The 23,359-nt window shown below is 57.3% G+C and carries 20 protein-coding genes; 18 read left to right on the top strand and 2 right to left on the bottom strand.

All coding sequences use genetic code 11. The annotated features are described in order from the left end of the window. Positions 1-164 precede the first annotated feature (164 nt). Complete coding sequence (locus RMS03_RS04795; protein ID WP_310625956.1) at positions 165-1,835, bottom strand: MBL fold metallo-hydrolase; 1,671 nt, start codon at positions 1,833-1,835, stop codon at positions 165-167. A 129-nt stretch (positions 1,836-1,964) separates the two neighbouring features. Here RMS03_RS04795 and RMS03_RS04790 point away from each other — a divergent pair, with 129 nt between their 5' ends. Beyond that, a complete protein-coding gene (locus RMS03_RS04790; RefSeq protein ID WP_310625955.1) occupies positions 1,965-2,825 on the top strand; it encodes a tripartite tricarboxylate transporter substrate-binding protein in 861 nt (286 codons plus the stop codon). Positions 2,826-2,978: 153 nt separating this feature from the next. Here the strand turns inward: RMS03_RS04790 and RMS03_RS04785 are convergent, their stop codons facing one another. Next, positions 2,979-3,536, bottom strand: coding sequence for a carboxymuconolactone decarboxylase family protein (locus RMS03_RS04785; RefSeq protein ID WP_310625954.1), 558 nt, complete (start codon positions 3,534-3,536; stop codon positions 2,979-2,981). 115 nt (positions 3,537-3,651) lie between these two features. Here RMS03_RS04785 and dapF point away from each other — a divergent pair, with 115 nt between their 5' ends. The 17 genes from dapF to murC all read left to right on the top strand — a co-directional run bounded on the left by dapF (position 3,652) and on the right by murC (position 23,356). Beyond that, positions 3,652-4,545, top strand: coding sequence for a diaminopimelate epimerase (dapF, locus tag RMS03_RS04780; protein ID WP_310625953.1), 894 nt, complete (start codon positions 3,652-3,654; stop codon positions 4,543-4,545). Then, positions 4,542-5,246 (top strand): DUF484 family protein, encoded by a 705-nt coding sequence (locus RMS03_RS04775; protein ID WP_310625952.1) that lies wholly within the window; start codon positions 4,542-4,544, stop codon positions 5,244-5,246. Before dapF ends, RMS03_RS04775 begins: the two co-directional genes overlap by 4 nt. A 41-nt stretch (positions 5,247-5,287) precedes the next feature. Beyond that, entirely contained in the window at positions 5,288-6,214 is a 927-nt protein-coding gene (locus RMS03_RS04770) for a tyrosine recombinase XerC (protein WP_310625951.1), read from the top strand. 139 nt (positions 6,215-6,353) lie between these two features. Further along, the gene (locus tag RMS03_RS04765) at positions 6,354-7,577 is read left to right on the top strand and encodes a class I SAM-dependent methyltransferase (RefSeq protein WP_310625950.1); all 1,224 of its coding nucleotides are present in this window, start codon (positions 6,354-6,356) and stop codon (positions 7,575-7,577) included. 31 nt (positions 7,578-7,608) lie between these two features. Then, entirely contained in the window at positions 7,609-8,652 is a 1,044-nt protein-coding gene (locus RMS03_RS04760; RefSeq protein WP_310625949.1) for a GTP-binding protein, read from the top strand. 119 nt (positions 8,653-8,771) lie between these two features. Further along, entirely contained in the window at positions 8,772-9,995 is a 1,224-nt protein-coding gene (gene dksA / locus RMS03_RS04755; protein WP_310625948.1) for an RNA polymerase-binding protein DksA, read from the top strand. 304 nt (positions 9,996-10,299) lie between these two features. After that, the gene (mraZ, locus tag RMS03_RS04750) at positions 10,300-10,728 is read left to right on the top strand and encodes a division/cell wall cluster transcriptional repressor MraZ (RefSeq protein ID WP_310625970.1); all 429 of its coding nucleotides are present in this window, start codon (positions 10,300-10,302) and stop codon (positions 10,726-10,728) included. 9 nt (positions 10,729-10,737) lie between these two features. Next, positions 10,738-11,655 carry a 16S rRNA (cytosine(1402)-N(4))-methyltransferase RsmH gene (gene rsmH / locus RMS03_RS04745; RefSeq protein ID WP_310625947.1) on the top strand — a complete coding sequence of 306 codons (918 nt, stop codon included), beginning with the start codon at positions 10,738-10,740 and terminating at the stop codon, positions 11,653-11,655. After that, complete coding sequence (gene ftsL / locus RMS03_RS04740; protein WP_310625946.1) at positions 11,652-11,951, top strand: cell division protein FtsL; 300 nt, start codon at positions 11,652-11,654, stop codon at positions 11,949-11,951. The genes rsmH and ftsL overlap by 4 nt, the downstream gene beginning before the upstream one ends. Next, positions 11,948-13,687, top strand: coding sequence for a penicillin-binding protein 2 (locus RMS03_RS04735; RefSeq protein ID WP_310625945.1), 1,740 nt, complete (start codon positions 11,948-11,950; stop codon positions 13,685-13,687). The genes ftsL and RMS03_RS04735 overlap by 4 nt, the downstream gene beginning before the upstream one ends. Continuing rightward, a complete protein-coding gene (locus RMS03_RS04730; RefSeq protein WP_310625944.1) occupies positions 13,687-15,183 on the top strand; it encodes a UDP-N-acetylmuramoyl-L-alanyl-D-glutamate--2,6-diaminopimelate ligase in 1,497 nt (498 codons plus the stop codon). Before RMS03_RS04735 ends, RMS03_RS04730 begins: the two co-directional genes overlap by 1 nt. Continuing rightward, positions 15,176-16,594 (top strand): UDP-N-acetylmuramoyl-tripeptide--D-alanyl-D-alanine ligase, encoded by a 1,419-nt coding sequence (gene murF / locus RMS03_RS04725; protein ID WP_405023498.1) that lies wholly within the window; start codon positions 15,176-15,178, stop codon positions 16,592-16,594. Before RMS03_RS04730 ends, murF begins: the two co-directional genes overlap by 8 nt. Then, on the top strand, positions 16,585-17,763 hold the full coding sequence (gene mraY, locus RMS03_RS04720; RefSeq protein ID WP_310625943.1) for a phospho-N-acetylmuramoyl-pentapeptide-transferase: 1,179 nt from the start codon (positions 16,585-16,587) through the stop codon (positions 17,761-17,763). Before murF ends, mraY begins: the two co-directional genes overlap by 10 nt. Before the next feature lie 4 nt (positions 17,764-17,767). Next, positions 17,768-19,561, top strand: coding sequence for a UDP-N-acetylmuramoyl-L-alanine--D-glutamate ligase (gene murD / locus RMS03_RS04715; protein WP_310625942.1), 1,794 nt, complete (start codon positions 17,768-17,770; stop codon positions 19,559-19,561). Between the two features lie 41 nt (positions 19,562-19,602). Next, positions 19,603-20,856 carry a putative lipid II flippase FtsW gene (gene ftsW, locus RMS03_RS04710; RefSeq protein WP_405023499.1) on the top strand — a complete coding sequence of 418 codons (1,254 nt, stop codon included), beginning with the start codon at positions 19,603-19,605 and terminating at the stop codon, positions 20,854-20,856. After that, the gene (murG, locus tag RMS03_RS04705) at positions 20,853-21,938 is read left to right on the top strand and encodes an undecaprenyldiphospho-muramoylpentapeptide beta-N-acetylglucosaminyltransferase (protein ID WP_310625941.1); all 1,086 of its coding nucleotides are present in this window, start codon (positions 20,853-20,855) and stop codon (positions 21,936-21,938) included. Before ftsW ends, murG begins: the two co-directional genes overlap by 4 nt. After that, positions 21,935-23,356, top strand: coding sequence for a UDP-N-acetylmuramate--L-alanine ligase (gene murC / locus RMS03_RS04700; protein WP_310625940.1), 1,422 nt, complete (start codon positions 21,935-21,937; stop codon positions 23,354-23,356). Before murG ends, murC begins: the two co-directional genes overlap by 4 nt. Positions 23,357-23,359 lie beyond the last annotated feature (3 nt).

Below are 23,359 nucleotides of genomic sequence, written 5' to 3'. Positions count from 1 at the left end.
TGCCGTCTATTCAAGCCTTGATCGGCTTTGAGTCTGTGGCAACCAGCCTTCATAACAGGCCGTGCAGGGTTGGCAATTTTTTTGGTTGATGACGGGCGTGCATCACCATACTCAGCGTACTTTGGGTGACGTGTGCGTCATCCGCGCTTTGAATGACGCAGATGTCATGCGTTTGTGAGGCTGCGTATTCTTTCCGCATGGGCCAGCAGCGAGCGCATGGCCACGGGCCACAAGCGCGCTGGCACATCGTCGTAGGCTTGCTTTAACCAGTCGTCCATGCTGCCTTCGGGGTGTTGCTGCATAACGCCCAGAATTTTGGCTTCGCGTTTGAGGCGATGTGCTTTGAGGTGGGCGATGCATGCGCGTGCATCGTGTGGCTCACCCCACACATTGCCCAACACATAGCCGTGGGCGGGCAGGATGAATTCGATGCGGTCTTGCGCACAGGCGGCCAGCAGTTTGTCGAGGGAGTTCAAGTAGTCGTTCATGTTGCCGTCAGGTGGGTCGATGACGGTCGTACTGCCATTGAGCACATGGTCGCCGCTGAACAGCAAGCCGTCTTCCTCCAGCACCAAGCACAGGTGGTTGGCCGCGTGGCCTGGAGTGTGGATTACGCGCAGGGTGTGGGTTGTGTCTGTGCCTTGAAGCACCAGTCGTTCACCATCGCGCACCTCGCGGTCAGGCGTGAAGGCACTGTGTGCGCGTGCGCTAGGTTGCGAGGCGAGGCCCAGCACGGGGGGTGTGTGACCATGTTGTTCACACAAGGTTTGCAAGGGGGCCGCACCCGGCGAATGGTCGGGGTGCGAGTGGGTACAGACGATGAACCGAATGTGGCCACCCGCGGCACACCACAAACGGTCGAGGTGTTCAGGGTCGGCAGGGCCGGGGTCGATGGCGGCGTAGCCGGTGTCCAGGTCACCGATCAAATAGCTGTTGGTGCCAGGGCCTGTCATCACGCCTGGGTTGGGGGCCGTGAGGCGTTGCACGTTTTTCAGGAGCAGCACTGCTTGGTCACTCACCCAATCCAAGTGGTGCAGCATTTGTCCATCGGGGCAGGTGAGGGCGAGTTCGCCAAAAGGGGCTTCATGCTCCATATAACGCACTTCTTTGCCGCCTAGCCAGCCCGCACGTGGACAGCTGGTGAACCAAGGTTGCTCACCTGTGCACTCGGCCAACACGCTGTCAACCGTGGCGTATTTTTGCAAACGCTCTAGTGTGCGAATGGTCGGATAGATGATGAAGAGGTTGCCTTGTTCGTGGCGTGCCAGTGCCTCGGCAGGGCGCACCCACACAGGCTCGAACTGTTCCTTGTCGTCGGCGACTGGCATTTGTGCATCTGGCATGCGGGCCACTAAAAAGGGGACATCAAAGCGCCGAGGCAGGTCTCTGTCCGTGATCCAGTGAGCCAAGACAAACACTTCGTCTGCCGCCAAGGTCAGCCCATGTGCGGCGCATTGCGCAGCGAAATCGGGTGGGGGTACATGGCGTTTCAGTGCGGCAATGTCTGCGTCGTTGGCCATTTGTCCGCTGGCATGGCGAGCCAGCAAGATGCCGAGTTCTTCAAAGCTTTCGCGAATCGCGGCAATGGCTTGGGTCAGGTGCAAGTCGCTTTGCGTGGCACGGCGTTTGGCAAACCTGTGTGCTTGCGCGTCAGCTGCATCGATACCGCCGCCCGGAAACACGTAGGCGCCCGGAGCAAAGCTGGCGGTCATGGCGCGGCGCGTCATCAAGACTTCTAAGCCTTCTGGGCCATCGCGCAATAACAAAACGGTGGCCGCTAACAGCAGGGGGGCGGGTTCTTTGTGAGGATGGAGGTGTTGGGTAGATCGAGCCATCTGCACATTATGGAGAAGCCTCCAAAAGAGGTGAGTCCGAGTATTTACCCTTGCGTAAAAGCCGCAAGAATTTGAGGTCTGCTTGCATCAACAATTTGTGCCAAACAACTTGTTGAGGAGGCTCCCCACATGCAACGACGTACTTTTCAAACGGCTCTCGGTTTGGCGCTGACTTTGGCGACGCTCAGTGTGCCGCAACTCGCCATGGCCCAAGCTTGGCCGAGCAAACAAGCCATCAAGTTGGTGGCTGTGTTCCCGCCAGGCGGCTCAGTGGACCAAGTGGCGCGCATCATTGCCCAGCCGCTGCAACAGCAACTGGGGCAAACCGTGATTGTGGAAAACCGTGGTGGTGCGTCGGGCGTGATCGGCACCGCTGCCGTGGTGCAAGCCCCAGCGGATGGTTACACCTTTGCCGTGGTGTTTGATACCCATGGTGTGAATCCCAGCCTCAACCCCAGCATGCCGTTTGACAGCAAGAAGGACTTGATTCCTTTGGTGTTGGTGGGCACATCGCCCATGGTGCTGGCGACCCATGTGAACTCCGAATACAAAACGTTTGCCGATGCGATGGCTGCGGCCAAAGCTAAAAAGAACGTCAGCTTTGGCTCGATTGGCAATGGCAGTTTGGGTCATTTGGCGATGGCTTTGTTGGCAAGAGACGCCAATGTGGAGTGGACGCATGTGCCTTACAAAGGTGGCGGCCCCATGATGAGTGATGCAGTGGCCGGCCACGTGCCTTTGTCCATCGGCTCGGTGTTTGTGACCAAGCCACACATCGACAGCGGTCGTATGCGCCCCTTGGCGGTGACGAGCAGTAAACGTGCCGCTGATTTGCCCAACGTGCCAACGATTGCCGAAAACGGCTACCCCGGTTTTGATGCACCTGCTTGGTGGGCTGTGATGGCCTCTGCCAAAACGCCACCAGAGATCGTCAAGCGCATGAACGAGGAACTCAACAAAGTGTTAAAGAAAGAACCCAGAAGTTGCTAAGAAGTTGGACGCGCAAGGCATTGATGTGACGGGTGGCACAGTGGCTCAAGCCAGCACCTTCATCGACAAACAAATGAACATCTGGTCTAAGGTGGTCAAGGACAACAACATCAAGGCCGATTGAGGCGGCTCCATCACGCCGCAGGCTTCCGATCAACGCGGTGCTTCACCCTCTGGCGTGATCTGCAAGGCCACCAAAAAGCGCGCCACCATGTTGTAGGTGGCAATGGCGGTCGTTAACTCGACCAACTCGGTGGTGGTGAAGCGTGCTTTCAAGGCGGCGAACAAGGCATCTTGGACATGGACATCGCGCGTCATTTGTGCTGCGTATTGCACCACCAGTCGTTCTGTTTCGCTCAGGGCTGCATCGGTCACGGGTTGACGCGCGTCACCTTGCACGACACGGTTCAAGCCATCTAGCTCCGCTTGTGTGCCACCAGCGGTGAGGAAGTCTGGCGCGTGGTGGTGGTATTCGTAGTGCGCACCCGTCAGCAGCGCGACGGTGCAAATGCCCAGTTCGCAGAGCTTGCGGCTGGTGGGCAGGCCGGTACGCACGTTTTTGATGTATACGTTCCAGCCGTGTGCCACGGGCTCGCTCCACAACAAAGCGCGGTCAAGGTTCATCAGTTGGCCACCGCGACGGGCGAGGATGGCATCGACCAAGTCTTGTGGTTGGTGTTTTTGTTCGGGGGTCCAAGCAGGAATTCGCATATGAGGTTGGGGACGGTTGAAAAATCAGAGGAAGAGCATAAAGGCAAGACAAGCCCAGACGTGACCATTCAGTGACAGCGGTGTGCGCAAACGCTACGTACCCGATAATCCCCTCATGCGAATTCGTTTCACCAAAATGCAGGGCGCAGGCAACGACTTCGTGGTCTTGGACGAGACCACGCAGCGCTTGAACCTCACGCCTGCACACTACCGTTTTCTGGCCGACCGCCACTTGGGTGTGGGTGCCGATCAAATCTTGACGGTGCGCCCCGCGCCCCAGCCCGATGTGGACTTTGAATACCTCATTCACAACGCCGATGGCGGCGAGGTGGAGCAGTGTGGCAACGGCTCTCGTTGCTTTGTGCGCTTCGTGCGTGAGCAGGGCTTGACCGACAAAACCACTGTGCGCGTCAAAGTGCATGGCGGTGTGATTACCCTGCAAGAAATGTCCGACGGCCAAGTGACGGTGGACATGGGCGCACCTGTGTTTGACTTGCCCCAAGTGCCGTTTGTGGCCGCGCATGCCCAAGCCTTGGATGTGACGGGTCAAGCGAGCCCTGTTGCAACATCCAACGCCAATGCGTGGCAACTCGGTTTGAGCAATGGCGACGCGGTGACGGTGGGCGTGGTCTCGATGGGCAATCCCCACGCCGTGCAAGTGGTGACCGATGTGGACACCGCCCCCGTGCTGACCCAAGGCCCTTTGATTGAACACCACGCCGCTTTCCCTAAGCGTGTGAATGCAGGCTTCATGCAGGTGATGCACCGTGGCGCGGTGCGCTTGCGTGTTTTTGAGCGCGGTGCCGGTGAAACCTTGGCCTGCGGCACAGGCGCATGTGCGGCAGTTGTCATGGGCATTCGTTGGGGCTTGTTAGACCCACATGTCAGCGTGCAAACCCACGGAGGCACACTCACCATCGAATGGCAGGGCGGCGACACGCCTGTGCGCATGACCGGCCCAGCCACCACCGTCTTTCAAGGCGAAATCACGATTCCGGACACCCTATGACCCACCCTGCCATGAACCCCATCACCGAAGACGACATTGCCAATTTTTTGGTGAACACGCCAGATTTTTTTGAACGTCACGCCGAATTACTGTCTGCGGTGAAGTTGACCAGCCCGCACAGCCACCGTGCCGTGAGCTTGCAAGAGCGCCAAGCCGAAATGATGCGCGAAAAAATCCGTGCGCTTGAACTGCGCATGATGGACATGATGCGCCACGGCACTGAAAACGAAGTGCTGATTGAGCGCATGCAGCGCTGGGTCAAAACCTTGCTGATGACCAACACCGCCCGTGATTTGCCGCACACCATTGCCGACCACATCCAACATTTTTTTCTAGTGCCGCAAGTGGCCATCAAGGTGTGGGACGTGCGAGAGGACTTCAAAATTGAACCCTTCGCGCAAAGCGTGATCGACCCCATCAAAGAGTTTGCTGCCTCGCTGACCAAGCCCTATGTGGGCATTAACAACCACGTTGATGCGGTGCAATGGCTGGCCGACCCAGCCGCCGCGCAGTCGGTGGCCTTCATCGCTTTGCGTGCCACACGCCCACACGACACGCCACAAACCGCTGCCGAACAGCCCGTGATTGGCTTGCTGGTGTTGGCCTCGCCTGATCCACAGCGTTACTACGAGGGCATGGGCACCACCATCATTGAGCGCATGGGTGACTTGGCCAGCGCGGCGCTTTCTCAGCTTCGTTGATGCACATGCGTTAAGCGTCACGACAGCATCCCCCCATCACCATGAGCTTGGTCGCCCGCTATCTTGACCATGTGCGTTATGAAAAGCGCTTGGCCGATCGCACGGTCACGCTCTATACCTTAGACCTTGAAAAGCTCACCGCGTATGCGGCGCAAGCGAACGTGGCGCTAGAGGCGGTGCAAAGCACCCACATTCGCCGCTGGGTCTCGCACATGCACAGTGGTGGCCGCAGCGGGCGTGGCATTGCACTCATCCTCTCAGGTTGGCGCGGGTTTTATGTGTGGTTAGGTCATCAAGGCTTGGTGAGCAGCAACCCAGTGCAAGACGTGCGCGCCCCCAAAGTCCCCAAGCCCTTGCCCAAAGCCCTGAGCGTGGACGACGCCGTGCAACTGGCCGAGTACCACGCCGCCCCCGATGCCGCAGACCCGTGGCTCGAGTGCCGCGACGCCGCGCTGGTGGAGTTGCTGTACGGCTGTGGTTTGCGTGTGGGCGAGCTGGTCGGCCTAGACGTGCAAGCGGGCGCACAAGCCAAAGGCTGGATTGACTTTGACAGCGGCGAAGCTCATGTGTTGGGCAAAGGCAGCAAGCGTCGCAGTGTGCCCGTGGGCGGCAAAGCACGAGAGGCTATGCAAGCATGGGTGGCCGTGCGCGACCAATGCCTCACACCTGCCACTGCCGACCAAACCGCTATGTTCATTGGCTGCAATGGCACGCGCCTTACCGCTCAAGCCGTGTGGCAGCGCTTGCGTCAGCGCAGCTTGAAGGCGGGCTTGTCCACACCCGTGCACCCCCATATGCTGCGCCACTCGTTTGCCAGCCATGTGTTGCAGTCCAGCCAAAATTTGCGCGGTGTGCAAGAGCTGCTAGGTCACGCCAACATCACCACCACGCAGGTGTACACACGCTTGGACTTTCAGCATTTGGCGCAAGCGTATGACTCGGCGCATCCGCGGGCTCGGAAGAAGTAACGCCTCTTTGATGCCGCTCCGGTCCAAGTCAGGGATGGGGCTGGCGCAGCGGGCCCTGGTACGTGACGTGGCGAAGCGAAGCGAAATAAACCGTAAAGCACAAGCCAAACCCCTAACGACTCAAACGACAATTGAGTCAATGAAAACTATCAAACTCAGAGAAGGCAAAGAACGCTCTGCCTTGCGCCGCCACCCGTGGATTTTTGACAGTGCCATTGCCAAAGGCAGTGGCGATGCGGGCGAAACCGTGCGGGTGGAAGCCAATGATGGCAAGTTCCTTGGCTGGGCCTCGTTCAGCCCTGCCTCCAAAATTCGCGCACGAATTTGGAGTTTTGACGAGGGTCAGCGCATTGATGTGTCGTTTTTCAAAGCCTCCATCGCTCGCGCCATTGCCGCGCGCAGCCGCTTTGACATCCAAAGCAATGGCGTGCGTTTGATTCATGGTGAGTCCGATGGCTTACCCGGCCTCATCGTGGACCGCTATGGCGACATCTTGGTGGCGTCGTTCTTGTCGTGTGGCACCGAGCGCTGGAAGGGCGTGATTGCGGATGCGCTGTTGGCGCAAACAGGCCTGACTCAACTCTATGAACGCTCAGACTCGAACGTGCGCAAGCTCGAAGGCTTGCCTGAAGTGACCGGCTGGTTGCGCGGCGAAGGTGCCACTGGCGTGCTGCTGCGCGAACACGATTGGCAGCTGTCGCTGGATGTGGCCGAGGGGCATAAGACGGGCTTTTATTTAGACCAACGAGACAGTCGCAAGAAGTTTGCAGACTATGCCCGTCGCTTGCAGTTTCAGCGCGTGCTCAATTGCTATTGCTACACAGGTGGCTTTACTGTGGCCGCTTTGGCTGGCGGTGCGGCGCATGTGACGTCGATCGACTCATCTGGCCCAGCCATTGAGCTGGCCAAAGCCAACGTGGCGCTGAACGGCTTTGACGCCACACGCACCACCATGATGGATGCCGATGTGAATGCTTCGTTGCGTCAATTCATTCAAGAAGGTCGAACGTTTGACGCCATCGTGCTCGACCCGCCTAAGTTTGCGCCGTCTGCCGCGCATGCCGATCGCGCGGCGCGCGCCTACAAAGACATCAACCGTTTGGCGTTCAAGTTGTTGGAGCCCGGTGGCGTGTTGTTCACCTACAGCTGCTCAGGTGGCATCAGTGCAGACTTGTTCCACAAAATTGTGGCCTCGGCGGGCATCGATGCGCCCTCTGATGGCTACATCAGCGAGCGCATGCAAGGCGCGCCCGACCATCCCATGACGCTGACCTTCCCCGAAGGCGAATACCTCAAGGGCTTGGTGGTCATCAAAGCGGCAGCGCTGGTTCAACAGGCTAGCTCGGCGACAATCATTGATTGATTCAAATGTTTAAAAATAAGGCTGCTCTTCTATGTTGATCCCCGCCACCATCCTGACTGGTTTTTTGGGCTCGGGCAAAACCACCTTGCTCAAACGCGTGTTGACCGAGGCCCACGGTCAAAAAATTGCCATTATCGAAAACGAGTTTGGTGAAGAAAACATCGACAACGAAATCTTGGTGTCCGACACCAACGAGCAAATCATTCAGATGAACAACGGCTGCGTGTGTTGCACCATCCGCGAAGACTTGCGCACCACCTTGCAACTGTTGGCCGCTAAAAAGCGCAAGGGTTTGCTGGACTTTGACCGCGTGGTGATCGAAACCACCGGCTTGGCTGACCCAGGCCCTGTGGCGCAAACCTTTTTCATGGACGACGAAATTGCTGAGAGTTTTTTGCTTGACTCCATCCTCACCTTGGTGGACGCCAAACACGCAGCTCAACAACTCAATGACCGCCAAGAAGCACGTCGTCAAGTGGGCTTTGCGGATCAAATCTTCATCAGCAAGGCCGACCTCGTGTCGCCCGCCGAGCTGGACGCTTTACAGCACCGTCTCAAGCACATGAATCCACGCGCCCCACAAAAAGTAGCGCACTTTGGTGAAGTCTCCTTGTCCGAGGTGTTTGATCTGCGCGGCTTTAACTTGAACGCCAAGCTCGACATCGACCCCGATTTCTTGTCGGACGACGACCATCACCACCACGATGGCGAGCATTGCGACCATCCCTCGCACAAGCATGGCCATTCACATGACCACGGCCACCATCACCACCATGACGACGATGTGAAGAGTTTTGTCTTCAAGTCCAAGCGCCAGTTCGATCCCGCTAAATTGGAAGATTTTTTGGGCGCCATCGTCAATATCTACGGCCCCAAGATGCTGCGCTACAAAGGCGTACTGAATATGAAGGGTACCGAGAAAAAGGTGATCTTCCAAGGTGTGCACCAGTTGATGGGCAGCGACTTAGGTGCCGATTGGGCTGAGGGCGAAGAACGCATCAGCAAGATGGTGTTCATTGGCATCGACCTGCCAAAGAACATTCTGATTCAAGGTCTTGACCAATCCTTGGTTTGATAAATCTTGTTAGTTTTCTCTAAGTTGACGAAGCTCTGAGGATTGTGGCTACAATCCCGCGCGCCAGACTCGCCAATACATCCGTGTTGCCAGTGGCCGCTAGGAGACCCTCAGTGAACGTGAACGCTAAATCCAAGAAAACCGTTTCTAAGAAGCCTGTTCCCGCTAAGAAAGCGGCTAAAGCAGTTGCAACGCCCAAAGCGGGTGCGAAAAAAATTGTGAAAAAACCTGTGGCGGTGAAGAGCCCTACAAAGGCTGCCAAGCCAGCGACTAAGCCTGTGGCCAAGAAGGCTGCGGCTGCTAAGAAGGTGGTTGTTAAAAAGGCGACGGCCAAAAAGTCTGTCGCTTCCAAAACAGCGTCTAAAGTCGTTGCTAAAAAAGCGGTCGCCAAGAAGGTTGTTACACCTGTTAAGAAAGTAGGGGCTAAAAAAGCGCCTGCCAAGGTCGTGAAGGTGTCCGTCAAAGCGCCCATCAAGGCCAAAGCCCCTGTGAAAGTTGCTGCTAACCCGGTTGCCAAAAAGGCGGCTGTTAAACCCCAAGCCAAAGTCGCAGCGAAGGCAGCACCTAAAGCCGCCAAACCCGTTAAACCCGCAGTGAAAGCTGCGCCCGCTAAGAGCCCTCCAACTGCGAAAGCACCTGTGGTCAAAGCAGCCAAGCCTGCCAAAGAACCCAAAGTCAAAGTGGTGGCTGCACCTACACCCATCGTGCACGTGACCCCCATCATTCCCGGCTATACCCCTGTGGTGCACAAGAAAAACTCCAGAGCTGCCAAGATGGCGGCGTTGGTACCACCCCCGCCAGCTCAAGTGGTTGCATCCAACGCAGCCAAGAATAGCTTTATGCCCATGACGGCACTTGCCGCGCCAACCATTGTTCCTGTGATACCTAAAAAAGACGCCAAGCTTGCCAATAACTGGAAGACCAAGAAAGCCGACCAACTCAGCGATGCAGAAATCATCGCCATGCCTGACGGCGAGTACATGAATGACACGCAAATGGCATTTTTCCGGCTCAAGCTCGTGCAGTTGAAAAACGAAGTGCTCAGCAATGCCAGCGAAACCACTGAGCATTTACGTGAAGACACCGTGGTCGTGCCTGACCCTGCCGACCGAGCCACCATCGAAGAAGAACACGCTTTGGAATTGCGCACACGCGACCGTGAACGCAAATTGCTCAAGAAGATCGAACAATCCATTCAGCGCATCGACAGCGGTGACTATGGTTACTGTGACGAAACCGGTGAGACCATCGGCGTGGGCCGTTTGTTGGCCCGCCCAACCGCCAGTTTGTCGCTGGAAGCGCAAGAACGTCGCGAAATTAAGCAGCGCATGTTTGGAGATTGATGGGTAAAACCCCAGAATCTTTTAAAAAAGCAGGCTTATCCGCCTGCTTTTTTTATGTCATTTCTCTTCATAAGCCACTTTTAGTGCCTTCTCTAAGTACTTAATTTATAACGATTTTTAGTCTTAGATGTAGAACTTAAAAGCACTGTAAGTTGTTGATTTTATTGAAAAAAATCTATATTCAGATGTTCTAGGCAGATTTTCCTGCTACAGTGCAAATAAGTGCAATTAAGTGGTGAGAAGTGCTTTTGATGCTTTTCGCGCGGTTTGTTTGTTCTGTTTGCTTGTAGAAAAGGTTGCCAACGTGTTTCAGGGTGCTTCATCGCTGAGTCTCGACGCCAAAGGTCGTTTATCGGTACCGACAAGGCATCGCGACGTCTTAAGTGCGACGGCCGCTGGGCAGCTCACCATCACGCGCCACCCTCACGGTTGTTTGATGATTTTTCCTCGCCCCGAGTGGGAGAAGTTTCGCGAACGCATTGCCTCTTTGCCCATGAGTGCGCAATGGTGGAAACGCATCTTCTTAGGCAATGCGATGGATGTGGAGATGGATGGCACAGGCCGTGTCCTCATCTCGCCCGAGTTACGCGCGGCAGCGGGCATCAGCAAAGACACCATGCTGCTTGGCATGGGTAACCACTTTGAACTCTGGGACAAGGCGACTTACGAGGCGCAAGAAGCCCAAGCCATGCAGGGCGAGATGCCCGATGTGTTCAAGGAATTTTCTTTTTAAAGGATGACGGTGGACACGCCATGGCAGCACACCACCGTCCTCCTGCGCGAAGCTGTCGATGCCCTCGACATCCAGCCAGACGGTACTTATGTGGACGCGACCTTTGGTCGTGGTGGGCATTCCCGTCTGATCCTGTCCAAGCTCTCGCCCCAGGGGCGTTTGATTGCCTTCGACAAAGACCTCGACGCGATTGCCGCCGCCGAGCAAATTCAAGACTCGCGTTTCTCGATTCGACACCTTGGCTTCACGCACTTGGGCGAGTTGGAGGCGGGCTCTATCGACGGTGTGCTGATGGATTTGGGTGTGAGCTCACCCCAGATCGACAACCCAGCACGCGGGTTCTCTTTTCGACACGACGGTCCTTTGGATATGCGCATGGACACCACCCGTGGCCAGGGTGTGTCCGAGTGGCTGGCCGAGGCAGAAGTCCAACACATGGCGGAGGTGATACGTGAATATGGCGAGGAACGGTTTGCTTTACAGATTGCAAAGGCGATTGATGCTCGCCGACAAGAACGGGGCGTGCCTACATCCACTTCTGAACTGGCCCAGCTCGTGGCTGACACGGTCAAAACCCGCGAGCCGGGCAAGGATCCTGCAACGCGCACATTTCAGGCTTTTCGGATTTTCATCAATGCCGAGCTTGAGGAGTTGCAACAAGCGCTGAGCGCTTCGTTGCAAGTCTTGCGTCCCGGAGGTCGATTGGCTGTGATCAGTTTTCATTCCTTGGAAGACCGGATCGTCAAGCAGTTCATCACGCAGCACGCGCGTGAGGTGTATGACCGCCGGGCGCCTTTTGCGACGCCCAAAGTGATGGACTTCAAAGCGATTGATCGCGTTAAGCCCAGTGCGGCTGAGGTGGCGGGTAACCCGCGATCGCGCAGCGCCATCATGCGCGTGGCCGAGCGCCTAGGGGCGAAGACATGAGCCGCGTCAGCGTCCTCTTGATGTTGGCTGTGTTGGCGAGTGCGTTGTACTTGGTGCGCACACAGTATGAATCACGCTCCCTCACCACAGAGATTGACCGTGCCACGAATGAGGCGCGACGCCTCGAAGTTGACAATGACCGCTTGGATGTGGAGCGCCGCGCACAGGCCACACCCTTGCGTGTGGAAAAACTGGCGCGTGAACAGTTGCACATGCGCACTATCACCCCTGCCATCACACAGTACGCCACGGTGAATGGTGTCGTGACACCGGCTTCTGCGGAGGTGCACCCATGAGCAGCCGCAGCGTGCAATACACCTCTAGCCCCTTGCTTGCCAGCAAGACGCCGATCTGGCGCAGTCAGTTCATCGTGGCCGTCATTGCGGCTGGTTTCTTGGGGTTGGTTGCGCGTGCGGCTTATGTGCAAGTGATTGATAACGCATTTTTCAAACGTCAAGGCACGGTGCGTTTTGTGCGCACCTTGGACTTGCCTGCCAACCGTGGCCGCATCTTGGATCGCAGTGGCAACATCTTGGCGTCTAGCGTGCCGGTGCCTAGTATTTGGGCCAATCCCGAAGACATTGAACGCGACCCTGTCAAGCTCAAAGCCTTGGCCAAGTTGTTGGGCATGACTGGGGCGGAGCTTCAAAAAAAGCTGCAAGACGAAGACAAAATTTTTGTGTGGCTCAAGCGTCAAGTGGACGAGTCAGTGGCCAAAGACATTGCAGCACTCAAGATCAAAGGCGTGTACGACCGCAAAGAGTACAAGCGCATTTACCCAGAGGGAGAATCGGTGGCTCACGTGGTGGGCTTCACCAATGTCGAGAACTTGGGCCAAGAAGGTGTGGAGCTCACCTTCAACAAAGACTTGGGTGGCCGAGCAGGGTCACGACGTGTGATCAAAGACCGTCTGGGTCGTGTGGTGGAAGACATTGGTGAAATGGTGCCGCCCATTGATGGTCAAGACTTGCAATTGAGCATCGACAGCAAGGTGCAGTACTTTGCCTACGAAAAAATCAAAGAAACCGTCATCGCCAACAAAGCCGCCGCAGGCAGTGTGGTGGTGTTGGATGTGAAAACAGGCGAGGTCTTGGCTTTGGTCAACTACCCCAGCTATTCACCTGGTCAGCGTGGCAGCTTGAGCGGTGCGCAATTGCGTAACCGTGCATTGACCGACACCTTTGAGCCCGGCTCCACCATGAAACCTATCGTGGTGGGCTTGGCTTTGGAAAAAGGCATTGTCAAGCCAGAGACCTTGATTCAAACCGCACCCGGCAAACTGCAAATGGGCACTGCCACCATCACCGACGCACACCCCCACGGTGTTTTGAGTGTCAATGAAGTGATCCAAAAATCCAGCAACGTGGGCACCGTCAAGATCGCCATGCAGATGCAACCCCATGACATGTGGGAAGTCTTCACGCAGGTGGGCTTGGGTCAAAAGCCCCAAGTGCCGTTCCCAGGCTCTGTGGCTGGCAGATTGCGCCCTTACAAAACATGGCGTCCGATTGAGCAAGCCACCATGAGTTATGGCTATGGTCTGTCGGCCAGTTTGTTTCAATTGGCGCAGGCCTACACCGTGTTTGCGCATGATGGTGAGATGGTGCCTGTGAGTTTGATCAAAACCAATCAGCCCACCCTCAATGGCGCACGCGTCTACTCTTCACACAATGCCGCAGCCATTCGCAACATGCTCCACATGGTGACCATCCAAGGTGGCACAGCGCCCAAGGCGCAAACCATGGGGTATTCAGTCGGTGGCAAGACAGGTACCGCACACAAAGTAGAGGGCAAAGGCTACGCCAGCAAAAAATACCGTGGCTTCTTCGTGGGCATTGCGCCCATTGACAACCCGCGCATCGTGGTCGCGGTGATGGTGGATGAGCCCTCCAATGGTGCCTACTTTGGCGGGGATGTGGCAGCACCCGTGTTCAGTCAAACGGTGCAACAAACCTTGCGCATGATGGGCGTGCAACCAGACATGGCGGTCAAACCCCAAGTCGTGACGCAAGTGGAAAAGGATTCCTTCTGATGAAGTTGCTCCATCACCCACAAGAAGCCGCACAGTGGTTGCGCACGCAGGTGCAAGGCGTGCTGCGCACCGACAGCCGCGCAGTGGGTGCAGGCGACGGCTTCATCGCATGGCCCGGCAGTGCAGCCGACGGTCGTCAGTTTGTCGTGGCGGCTTTGCAGCAAGGTGCCAAGGCTTGCTTGGTCGAGCAATCCGGGGCAGACGCTTTTGCATGGGATGCCGGCGAAACCATAGCGACCTATGAAGGCTTGAAAGCCGCCTGCGGCTCGATTGCTGCGGCGTATTACGAGCAGCCAAGTCAGACCCTCGACATGATCGCCATCACGGGCACCAACGGCAAAACGTCGACCGCTTGGTGGCTGGCGCATGCCTTACGCAGCGTAGGACAGCGCTGTGCCATTGTGGGGACGTTGGGGGTGGGCGAAATCGGGCAGCTCCAAGCCACAGGCATGACCACCCCTGCCCCCGTGCTGCTACAAGCCCGCCTGCGTGACATGGTGGATGCAGGCGTGAAAGCTTGCGCCATCGAGGCCTCATCCATTGGCTTGGCCGAGCATCGCTTAGGCGGCACGCACGTGCGCGTCGCCATGTTCACCAACTTCACCCAAGACCATTTGGATTACCACGGCGACATGGATGCGTATTGGCAAGCCAAGCAAGCCTTGTTCGATTGGCCAAGCCTGCAAGCCGCCGTGGTGAATGTGGATGATGCGCAAGGCCTCGCCTTGGTCGCACAACTACAAGCGCGTCACGCTGTGCAGGTGTGGACCGTGTCGTGCATGTCTAACAGCACGACAGCGCGTCAACACATCATGGCGCAGCGCATCCAACACGGTGCGCGTGGTTTGTGCTTTGATGTCACCGAAGGTGGTGAAAACCATGCACTCGAGACCCACTTGGTGGGTCAGTACAACGTGAGCAATGTGCTGGGTGTCATTGCCTGCTTGCGCGCCATGGGCTACCGCTTGGTCGATGCCGTCAACGCTTGCCGTGCTTTGCCTGCCGTGCCTGGGCGCATGGAGGTGGTGGGCGAGGTGAGTGAACCCTTGGTCGTGGTGGACTACGCACACACGCCCGACGCAGTGGCGCAAGCAGTGCAAGCTTTGCTGCCACTGGCCCAATCGCGGGGTGGTGCGTTGACCTGTGTGTTGGGCTGTGGCGGTGACCGCGATGCGGCCAAGCGGCCCTTGATGGCCGCTGCCGCAGAACAACACGCCCAACATCTGGTGCTGACCAGCGACAACCCCCGTAGCGAAGATCCACAAACGATCTTGAATCACATGCTGGCAGGTCTGCGACATGCAGAGAACGCCATCGTCATACCTGACCGTGCGCAAGCCATTGCCACAGCCGTGCGTCAAGCCCACGAACAAGACGTGGTGCTGATTGCAGGCAAAGGCCACGAAGACTACCAAGACATTGCGGGGGTGAAACACCCCTTCAGCGATGTGCTCCATGCGCGTGACGCTTTGACACACAGGAGTACCCATGTCTGACATGGACTTGAGCCTGAAACAAATCAACCAATGGTTGTTGGATGTATCTATGCGCACACAGATGCATGGCGACGCCAACTTAGCGATCCAACGCGTCCACACTGACAGCCGTACCTGCCAAGCAGGCGACTTGTTTGTTGCGCTCCAAGGTGAGCGCTTTGATGCGCATGATTTTTTGCCGCAAGTCGCTGCCCTTGGCGCCACAGCCGCCTTGGCGCACCGCGGCTTAGATGCGACCCAGTTAGCGGGCATGGAAGTGGCCGACACACGCATGGCCTTGGGTCAATTGGCCAAAGCTTGGCGCCGTCAATTCACATTACCTGTGATTGCGGTGACGGGCAGCAACGGCAAAACCACCGTGACCCAGATGATTGCCAGCATCTTGCGCGCAGACTTGGGCGACGATGCCTTGGCCACACAAGGTAATTTGAACAACGACATTGGCGTGCCACAAACCTTGCTGCGTTTGCGTGCCCATCATCGCCGTGCGGTGGTGGAATTGGGCATGAACCACCCTGGTGAGATTGCATGCTTAGCCGCAATGACGCAGGCCACGGTGGCCTTGGTCAACAACGCCCAGCGCGAGCACCAAGAGTACATGGCCTCGGTGCAAGCCGTGGCACAAGAAAACGGGGAAGTGATCCAAGCCCTGCCTGCGCACGGCATCGCTGTGTTCCCCGCTCACGATGCCTACACCGCCTTGTGGCAAGACTTGGCGGGTACACGCACTTGCCTGCGTTTTTCCATGACAGGCGAGGCCGAGGTGTACTTGCTCACAGTCGATTGGCGCAACGACCATTGGGCTGTGGAAGCACAAACCCCTGCGGGTGTGCTGCGGACCCAGTTGCACATCGCTGGACGCCACAACGTTGGCAATGCACTGGCAGCGACGGCCTGCGCTTTGGCCGCTGGCGTAGCACTGGATGTGATCGCGCAAGGTCTCAACAGTTTCGAGCCAGTCACAGGCCGCTCACGCGCCTTTGGCATTCAGTGTCAAGGCCGCGATATCACTGTGGTAGATGACGCCTACAACGCCAACCCTGATTCTGTGCGTGCTGCGATTGACGTGTTAGCCGAGTTGCCTGCGCCACGTTTGCTGGTGTTGGGTGACATGGGTGAGGTGGGTTCGCAAGGCCCAGAGTTTCACCAAGAGGTGGGCTTGCACGCGGCACAAATGGGCATTGAGTATGTGCTGTGCTTGGGTGAGTTGGCTGCTTTCACTGCCCAAGCCTGCGGTGCGCATGCGCAGCATTTGCCCAGCATCCAGGTGCTCAACGAACAGGTGATGCAACTGCTGCCACAACTCGGCAGTATGCTGGTCAAAGGCTCGCGCTTCATGCAAATGGAGCGCGTCATTGACGCGATCAGCACGGGTCATCGCAACACAAAGGACGCGACACCATGCTGCTGACCTTGGCCCAATGGCTGCAAACCCTCTCGCCTGACTTTGGTTTTTTCCGCGTGTTCCAGTACCTCACCTTCCGTGCGGTGATGGCGGCGTTGACAGCCCTGCTGATTGGTTTGATCGCAGGCCCCGCCGTGATTCGCCGCTTGACGGCACTCAAAATTGGTCAACCCATCCGTGAATACGCCATGCAATCGCATTTGGCCAAAAGCGGCACACCCACCATGGGCGGCGTGTTGATCTTGATTGGCATTGCCGTGTCTACTTTGCTGTGGGCGGATTTGTCCAATCGCTTTGTCTGGATTGTGATGATCGTCACCTTCGGCTTTGGCGCGATTGGCTGGGCCGATGACTGGCGCAAAGTGGTACACAAAGACCCAGAGGGCATGCCCTCAAGCGAGAAATACATGTGGCAATCCATCATTGGACTGACCGCTGCTTTGTACTTGGTGTTCAGCATTTCTGAAAGCAGCAACCTGCGCGTTCTAGAGTTGTTCTACTCGTGGGTCAAGTCCGGTTTCGATGTGAACTTACCGCCTAAAGCGGGTTTGCTTTTGCCCTTCATCAAAGAAGTGAGCTATCCCTTAGGCGTGTTTGGCTTTGTCATCATGACCTACTTGGTCATTGTGGGTTCTAGCAATGCGGTGAATTTGACGGACGGCTTAGATGGCTTGGCCATCATGCCCGTGGTCATGGTGGGGTCGGCGCTGGGCATGTTTGCCTATGTGACAGGCAGTGCTGTGTATTCCAAATACCTGTTCTTCCCGCACATCCCGGGCTCTGGTGAGTTGATGATTTTTTGCGCCGCCATGGCTGGTGCAGGCTTGGCCTTTTTGTGGTTCAACACCCATCCGGCGCAAGTGTTCATGGGCGACGTCGGGGCTTTGGCCTTGGGCGGAGCGCTTGGCACGATTGCGGTGATCGTGCGCCAAGAGATCGTGCTCGCCATCATGGGGGGCATTTTTGTCGTCGAAGCTTTGTCGGTCATGGCGCAGGTCATGTACTTCAAATACACCAAGAAGAAATACGGCGAAGGCCGTCGCATTTTAAAAATGGCACCGCTGCATCACCACTTTGAAAAAAGCGGCTGGAAAGAAACCCAAGTGGTCGTGCGTTTTTGGATCATCACCATGCTGCTGTGCTTGGTGGGGCTGTCTACCTTGAAGCTGAGATAAGAAGATGCAGCAACTCCACAACCAATCGGTGCTGATTCTGGGCTTGGGTGACTCTGGCCTAGCCATGGCGCGTTGGTGCGTGCGACAGGGTGCGCAAGTGCAAGTCGTGGACACGCGTGCCCAGCCGCCGCATTTGGCCGTCTTGCACACCGAGCTACCGCAGGTGAAGTTTGTGCAGGGTGCGTTCGAGGCTGCGTTGGTGCAAGGCCAAGAGGTGCGCGCAGTTTTCAAAAGCCCTGGCTTGAATCCCGAGTCAGTCTCACCCGTGTGGGACGCTGCGGTGACCGCAGGCCTGTGGGTGGGCACGGAGTTGACCTTGTTTGCACAAGCCTTGCGCGATTTGCAAACCAGCATGGCCTATCACCCCAAGGTCTTGGCCGTCACGGGCACTAACGGTAAGACCACCGTCACTTCGTTGACCGGGCAATTGCTCGCACGTGGGGGCAAGCGCGTGGCCATGGCTGGCAATATCGGACCGACCTTGCTCGACACCTTGTCGCAAGCCTTAGACCAAGCCGCCCAAGCACAAGCCGCAGATGAAGCCTTGGCGGAGCAAGCCAAAGCAGACGCTGAGGCCCACGAAAAAATCCAAACGGCACACGCGGCACAGATGGCCTTCGAGGCTGAAGCAGCACTGGCACGAGAAGCAGCGGTACACACCGATGCCGCATCGCAAATGGCGCTGACCGGCTCCGAGGCTGAACCACAGGCAGACACGGTTGAACCCGATTCATCGGACACGGATGCCTTTGCGGTGGACTTACCTCCGCTGGTGCCGCCACCACCGCCGCCTGCTGACCATCCGTACCTGCCGCAGGTGTGGGTGGTGGAGCTGTCGAGCTTTCAGTTGGAGGGCGTGGACAACTTCGAACCCACGGCTGCTACTGTGCTCAACCTCACGCAAGACCACCTCGATTGGCATGGCAGCATGGACGGCTATGCCGCAGCCAAAGCCCGCATCTTTGGCCAGCAAGGTGTGTTGGTACTCAACCGCGAAGACGCCGCTGTGCTGGCGATGCTGCCCGAGCCTGTGCGCGTGAAATTGCAAAAGCCTCACGTGCGTGCGCACATCACTTTCGGTGGCAACTTACCCCAACGTCCCGGTGACTACGGCATGGAAACCGTCAATGGCATGACCTGGCTGGTGCGAGCCCTAGAGGCAGACGAAACCCGCAAGCGTCGTAAGGATGACGAAGAAGAAATTCATATTCAGCGCTTGATGCCCGCCGATGCCTTGCGCATCCGAGGCCGTCACAATGCGCTCAATGCGTTGGCCGCGTTGGCTTTGGCCAGTGGCGCGGGTGGTGATTTGGCCCCCATGCTGTTCGGTTTGCGCGAGTATGTGGGTGAGCCACACCGCGTGGAGTCCGTCACCGTCTTCAACGGAGTTGAATATGTGGACGACAGCAAGGGCACCAATGTGGGCGCTACTGTGGCTGCCTTGAAGGGCTTGGGTGCTGACCATCGCTTAGTTGTCATCTTGGGTGGCGATGGCAAGGGTCAAGACTTCTCGCCCTTGCAAGAACCCGTTGCGCGCTATGCGCGTGCGGTGGTGTTGATGGGGCGTGACGCACCCGTGTTGCGCGAAGTGCTGCAACACTGCGGCACCTTGTTGATCGATGCCGCTAGCTTGGAAGAAGCGGTGTTCAAAGCCAGCGAGCAAGCGCACGCAGGCGACGCCGTGTTGTTGTCACCTGCTTGTGCGAGCATGGACATGTTTCGCAACTACGCACACCGTGCCGAAGTCTTTGTGAACGCGGTGCATCGTTTGGTGGAAGAGGCTGGAGGCATGGCATGAGCGACACGGCCATCTCCGCCAAACCACCGTTCATGCTGCGCATGAAACTGTTTGTTACTCGGCTCTTGGGCGCTGAACCCGAAACGGGCATGGACGCGTTGCCTGTGCGCGTGCATGGCACCGAGTTCACACGTACCGCTGCATCTCCCCCTGTGCATGTGAAGGGGTTTGACCAACCCCTGGTGTGGGTCACCTTTGCCTTGCTGATGTTTGGTTTGGTCATGGTCTATTCCGCATCCATTGCTATCCCAGACAACCCACGCATGGGCGCCAGCTACACCCAAACGTATTTCTTGCTGCGTCACACGCTGTCCTTGTTTGTGGCGTTTGTGGCGGCGTTGCTGGCTTTTCAAATCCCACTCAACACCTGGGAGCGCATGGCGCCTTGGGTGTTTGTGGCCGCCATTGTTTTGTTGATTGCGGTGCTGATCCCGTTCATCGGTAAATCGGTCAATGGCGCACGCCGTTGGATTGGCTTGGGCTTTATGAACTTCCAGCCTTCGGAGTTGGCCAAGTGGGGCGTGTTGCTGTACGCGGCCAACTACATGGTGCGCAAGATGGAGGTGAAGGAAAAGTTCTTCGCCGCAGTCACGCCCATGGGGGTGTCGGTGTCGGTGGTCGGCTTGTTGTTGTTGTCAGAGCCAGACATGGGTGCCTTCATGGTGATCGCGGTGATTGCCATGGGCATTTTGTTCTTAGGTGGTGTCAACGCCCGCATGTTCTTCTTGATTGCTGCGGCGCTGATTGGCGTGTTCGCTCTCATCATCGCGTCGTCGGAGTGGCGTCGCGAACGCATCTTTGCGTACCTCGACCCATGGAGCTTGGAGCATGCGCTGGGCAAGGGCTACCAGTTGTCGCACTCGCTGATCGCGATTGGTCGTGGTGAAATTTTCGGTGTGGGCTTGGGCGGTAGTGTTGAAAAACTCCACTGGTTGCCCGAGGCACACACCGACTTCTTGTTGGCTGTGATTGGTGAAGAGTTTGGTTTTGTCGGCGTGGTCGCGGTGATTGGCCTGTTCATGTGGCTGACCCGTCGCATCATGTACATCGGACGCCAAGCCATTGCGATGGAGCGTGTGTTTGCAGGCTTGGTCGCACAAGGTGTGGGCATTTGGATGGGCTTTCAGTCCTTCATCAACATGGGTGTGAACCTCGGCGCGTTGCCCACCAAGGGCCTGACCTTGCCACTGATGAGCTATGGCGGTTCAGCGATTTTGCTGAACCTGATTGCGATTGCTGTTGTGTTGCGCGTGGACTTTGAGAATAGAGTTGTGATGCACGGAGGCAGGTTATGACCCAGCCACGCACTGCACTCATCATGGCGGGTGGCACAGGCGGCCACATCTTCCCCGGCTTGGCGGTGGCTGACGCTTTGCGCGCCCAAGGTTGGCGCGTGCATTGGTTGGGTGCGCCCGAGCCGAGCATGGAAAGCCAGCTGGTGCCGCCGCGTGGCTTCGCCTACGAGGCGGTTCAATTTGCTGGTGTGCGCGGCAAAGGGCTTAAAACTCTGGCGTTGCTGCCCTTTAAGTTATTGCGTGCGTTCTGGCAAAGCTTGGGCGTGATGCGTCGTATCAAACCCGATGTGGTGGTGGGCCTCGGTGGCTACATCACGTTCCCTGCGGGGCTGATGGCCGTGTTGTGCGGCAAGCCCTTGGTGCTGCACGAACAAAACTCGGTGGCCGGCATGGCCAATAAAGTGTTGAGTCATGTCGCTGACCGCGTGTTCAGCGCCTTCCCCCATGTGCTGCCCAAAGCGGAGTGGGTGGGTAACCCCATGCGGGATAGTTTTGTGAATCAACCCGGCCCCGCGCAACGCTTTGCCGAGCGCACAGGCCCATTGCGTGTGGTAGTGGTGGGCGGCAGCTTGGGTGCGCAAGCACTCAACACCGTGGTGCCCCAAGCCGTAGCCAAGATGCCAGCCGACCAACGCCCCATCGTCACACACCAAAGTGGCGCCAAACAAATTGACGCCTTGCGTGCTGCGTATGAACAAGCGCGTGTACATGCTGAACTGACACCGTTCATCGACGACACCGCACAAGCGTTTGCCGATGCGGATGTGGTGGTTGCCCGTGCGGGAGCCAGTACCGTGACCGAGTTGGCGGCGGTGGGCGTGGCGGCTATCTATGTGCCATTCCCCCACGCGGTGGACGATCACCAAACCACCAACGCGCGCTTCATCGTTGAGGCAGGCGGCGGGTGGTTGATGCCACAAAACGACTTGAAAGTCCAAGACTTGGCAGACCGCTTGCAGTTCATGACACGCCGCACCTTGCTGGCTTGCGCTGAGAAGGCGTATGCCGTGCGTCAAGTCGATGCAGTGCGTCTCGTCGTGGCTGCTTGCGAGCAGCTCGCAGCGCAGAGAAATAAAAAATGAAACACGCCATTCGTTACATCCATTTCGTCGGCATCGGTGGTGCAGGCATGAGTGGCATTGCTGAAGTGCTGCTGAACTTGGGCTATGTCATCTCTGGCTCTGATTTGTCTGACAGTCCTGCCTTGAAGCGCTTGCAAAGTTTGGGCATCCAAACCCATGTGGGCCATGCCGCCAGCCATATTGCGGGGGTAGATGCGGTGGTAACTTCCACCGCTGTGCATGCAGACAACCCTGAGGTGGTGGCCGCGCACGCCAAGCTCATCCCCGTCGTGCCGCGTGCGGTGATGCTGGCTGAGTTGATGCGTTTGAAAACAGGTGTGGCGATTGCAGGCACACACGGCAAAACCACCACCACCAGCTTGGTGGCCAGTGTGTTGGCCGAGGCGGGCATGGACCCCACCTTTGTGATTGGCGGCAAACTCAACAGCGCAGGCGCGAACGCCAAGCTGGGTTCAGGTGACTACATCGTGGTGGAAGCAGATGAGTCCGATGCTTCGTTCTTGAACCTCTTTCCCGTGATGGCGGTGGTGACCAACATCGATGCCGACCACATGGACACCTATGGCCACGACTTCAACAAGTTAAAGGCGGCATTCATTGAGTTCTTACACCGCATGCCTTTCTATGGCGCAGCGATTTTGTGCACTGACGATGCCGCGGTGCGCAGCATCTTGCCCGAGGTGTCGCGTCCTATCACCAGCTATGGTTTTAACGAAGAAGCGCAAGTGCGTGCGGTGAATGTGCGCGCCGACAACGGGTGCATGTGCTTCACGGTGCAGCGCCGCAACGGCGTGACTTTGCCCGACCTGGACATCACGCTCAACTTGGCGGGCGAGCACAACGTGCTCAATGCCTTAGCTGCCATTGCGATTGCGGTGGAGCTGAATGTGCCCGATGTTGCTTTGCAAAAAGCGCTGGCCGAGTTCAAGGGTGTGGGCCGCCGCTTTCAACGCCATGGTGAAGTGGCTGCGAAAAACGGTGGCACGTTCACCCTCATTGAAGACTATGGCCACCATCCTGTGGAGTTGGCAGCCACCTTGGCGGCAGCGCGTGGGGCATTCCCCGGTCGTCGCTTGGTGTTGGCCTTCCAGCCGCACCGCTACACCCGCACGCGTGACTGTTTTGAAGACTTTGTCGAGGTCATGGGTCGCGTCGATGTGTTGTGGTTGTCGGAAATTTATGCCGCTGGCGAAACCCCCATTGCCGCTGCCGATGGCCGTGCGCTGTCGCGTGCCATGCGGCTGGCAGGCCACGAAGCCTTGGTCTTTGTGGATGACATTCAAAAAATGGCCCAAGTCATTGCGGACAACGCCCAAGTCGGCGATGTGGTGATGTGCATGGGTGCAGGCTCCATCGGTCAAGTGCCCACACAGGTGCTGGACTTGGTGCAACAACGTACACGCAAAGAGGTGGCGTAAGAC

The organism is Limnohabitans sp., from assembly GCF_031538885.1.
GTDB lineage: Bacteria > Pseudomonadota > Gammaproteobacteria > Burkholderiales > Burkholderiaceae_C > Limnohabitans.
The sequence above is the reverse complement of the archived record's forward strand: the minus strand, read 5'-3'. Positions and strand labels throughout refer to the sequence as shown.

Excerpts from the sequence above, each read along its gene's own strand:
- ftsW (WP_405023499.1), top strand. The coding sequence starts at position 19,603 with ATGAAACTGTTTGTTACTCGGCTCTTGGGCGCTGAACCCGAAACGGGC.
- murD (WP_310625942.1), top strand. The coding sequence starts at position 17,768 with ATGCAGCAACTCCACAACCAATCGGTGCTGATTCTGGGCTTGGGTGAC.
- RMS03_RS04760 (WP_310625949.1), top strand. The coding sequence starts at position 7,609 with ATGTTGATCCCCGCCACCATCCTGACTGGTTTTTTGGGCTCGGGCAAA.
- murG (WP_310625941.1), top strand. The coding sequence starts at position 20,853 with ATGACCCAGCCACGCACTGCACTCATCATGGCGGGTGGCACAGGCGGC.
- RMS03_RS04795 (WP_310625956.1), bottom strand. The coding sequence starts at position 1,835 with ATGGCTCGATCTACCCAACACCTCCATCCTCACAAAGAACCCGCCCCC.
- RMS03_RS04790 (WP_310625955.1), top strand. The coding sequence starts at position 1,965 with ATGCAACGACGTACTTTTCAAACGGCTCTCGGTTTGGCGCTGACTTTG.
- RMS03_RS04785 (WP_310625954.1), bottom strand. The coding sequence starts at position 3,536 with ATGCGAATTCCTGCTTGGACCCCCGAACAAAAACACCAACCACAAGAC.
- mraY (WP_310625943.1), top strand. The coding sequence starts at position 16,585 with ATGCTGCTGACCTTGGCCCAATGGCTGCAAACCCTCTCGCCTGACTTT.
- RMS03_RS04775 (WP_310625952.1), top strand. The coding sequence starts at position 4,542 with ATGACCCACCCTGCCATGAACCCCATCACCGAAGACGACATTGCCAAT.
- murC (WP_310625940.1), top strand. The coding sequence starts at position 21,935 with ATGAAACACGCCATTCGTTACATCCATTTCGTCGGCATCGGTGGTGCA.
- RMS03_RS04765 (WP_310625950.1), top strand. The coding sequence starts at position 6,354 with ATGAAAACTATCAAACTCAGAGAAGGCAAAGAACGCTCTGCCTTGCGC.
- RMS03_RS04730 (WP_310625944.1), top strand. The coding sequence starts at position 13,687 with ATGAAGTTGCTCCATCACCCACAAGAAGCCGCACAGTGGTTGCGCACG.
- dapF (WP_310625953.1), top strand. The coding sequence starts at position 3,652 with ATGCGAATTCGTTTCACCAAAATGCAGGGCGCAGGCAACGACTTCGTG.
- murF (WP_405023498.1), top strand. The coding sequence starts at position 15,176 with ATGTCTGACATGGACTTGAGCCTGAAACAAATCAACCAATGGTTGTTG.
- RMS03_RS04770 (WP_310625951.1), top strand. The coding sequence starts at position 5,288 with ATGAGCTTGGTCGCCCGCTATCTTGACCATGTGCGTTATGAAAAGCGC.
- RMS03_RS04735 (WP_310625945.1), top strand. The coding sequence starts at position 11,948 with ATGAGCAGCCGCAGCGTGCAATACACCTCTAGCCCCTTGCTTGCCAGC.
- ftsL (WP_310625946.1), top strand. The coding sequence starts at position 11,652 with ATGAGCCGCGTCAGCGTCCTCTTGATGTTGGCTGTGTTGGCGAGTGCG.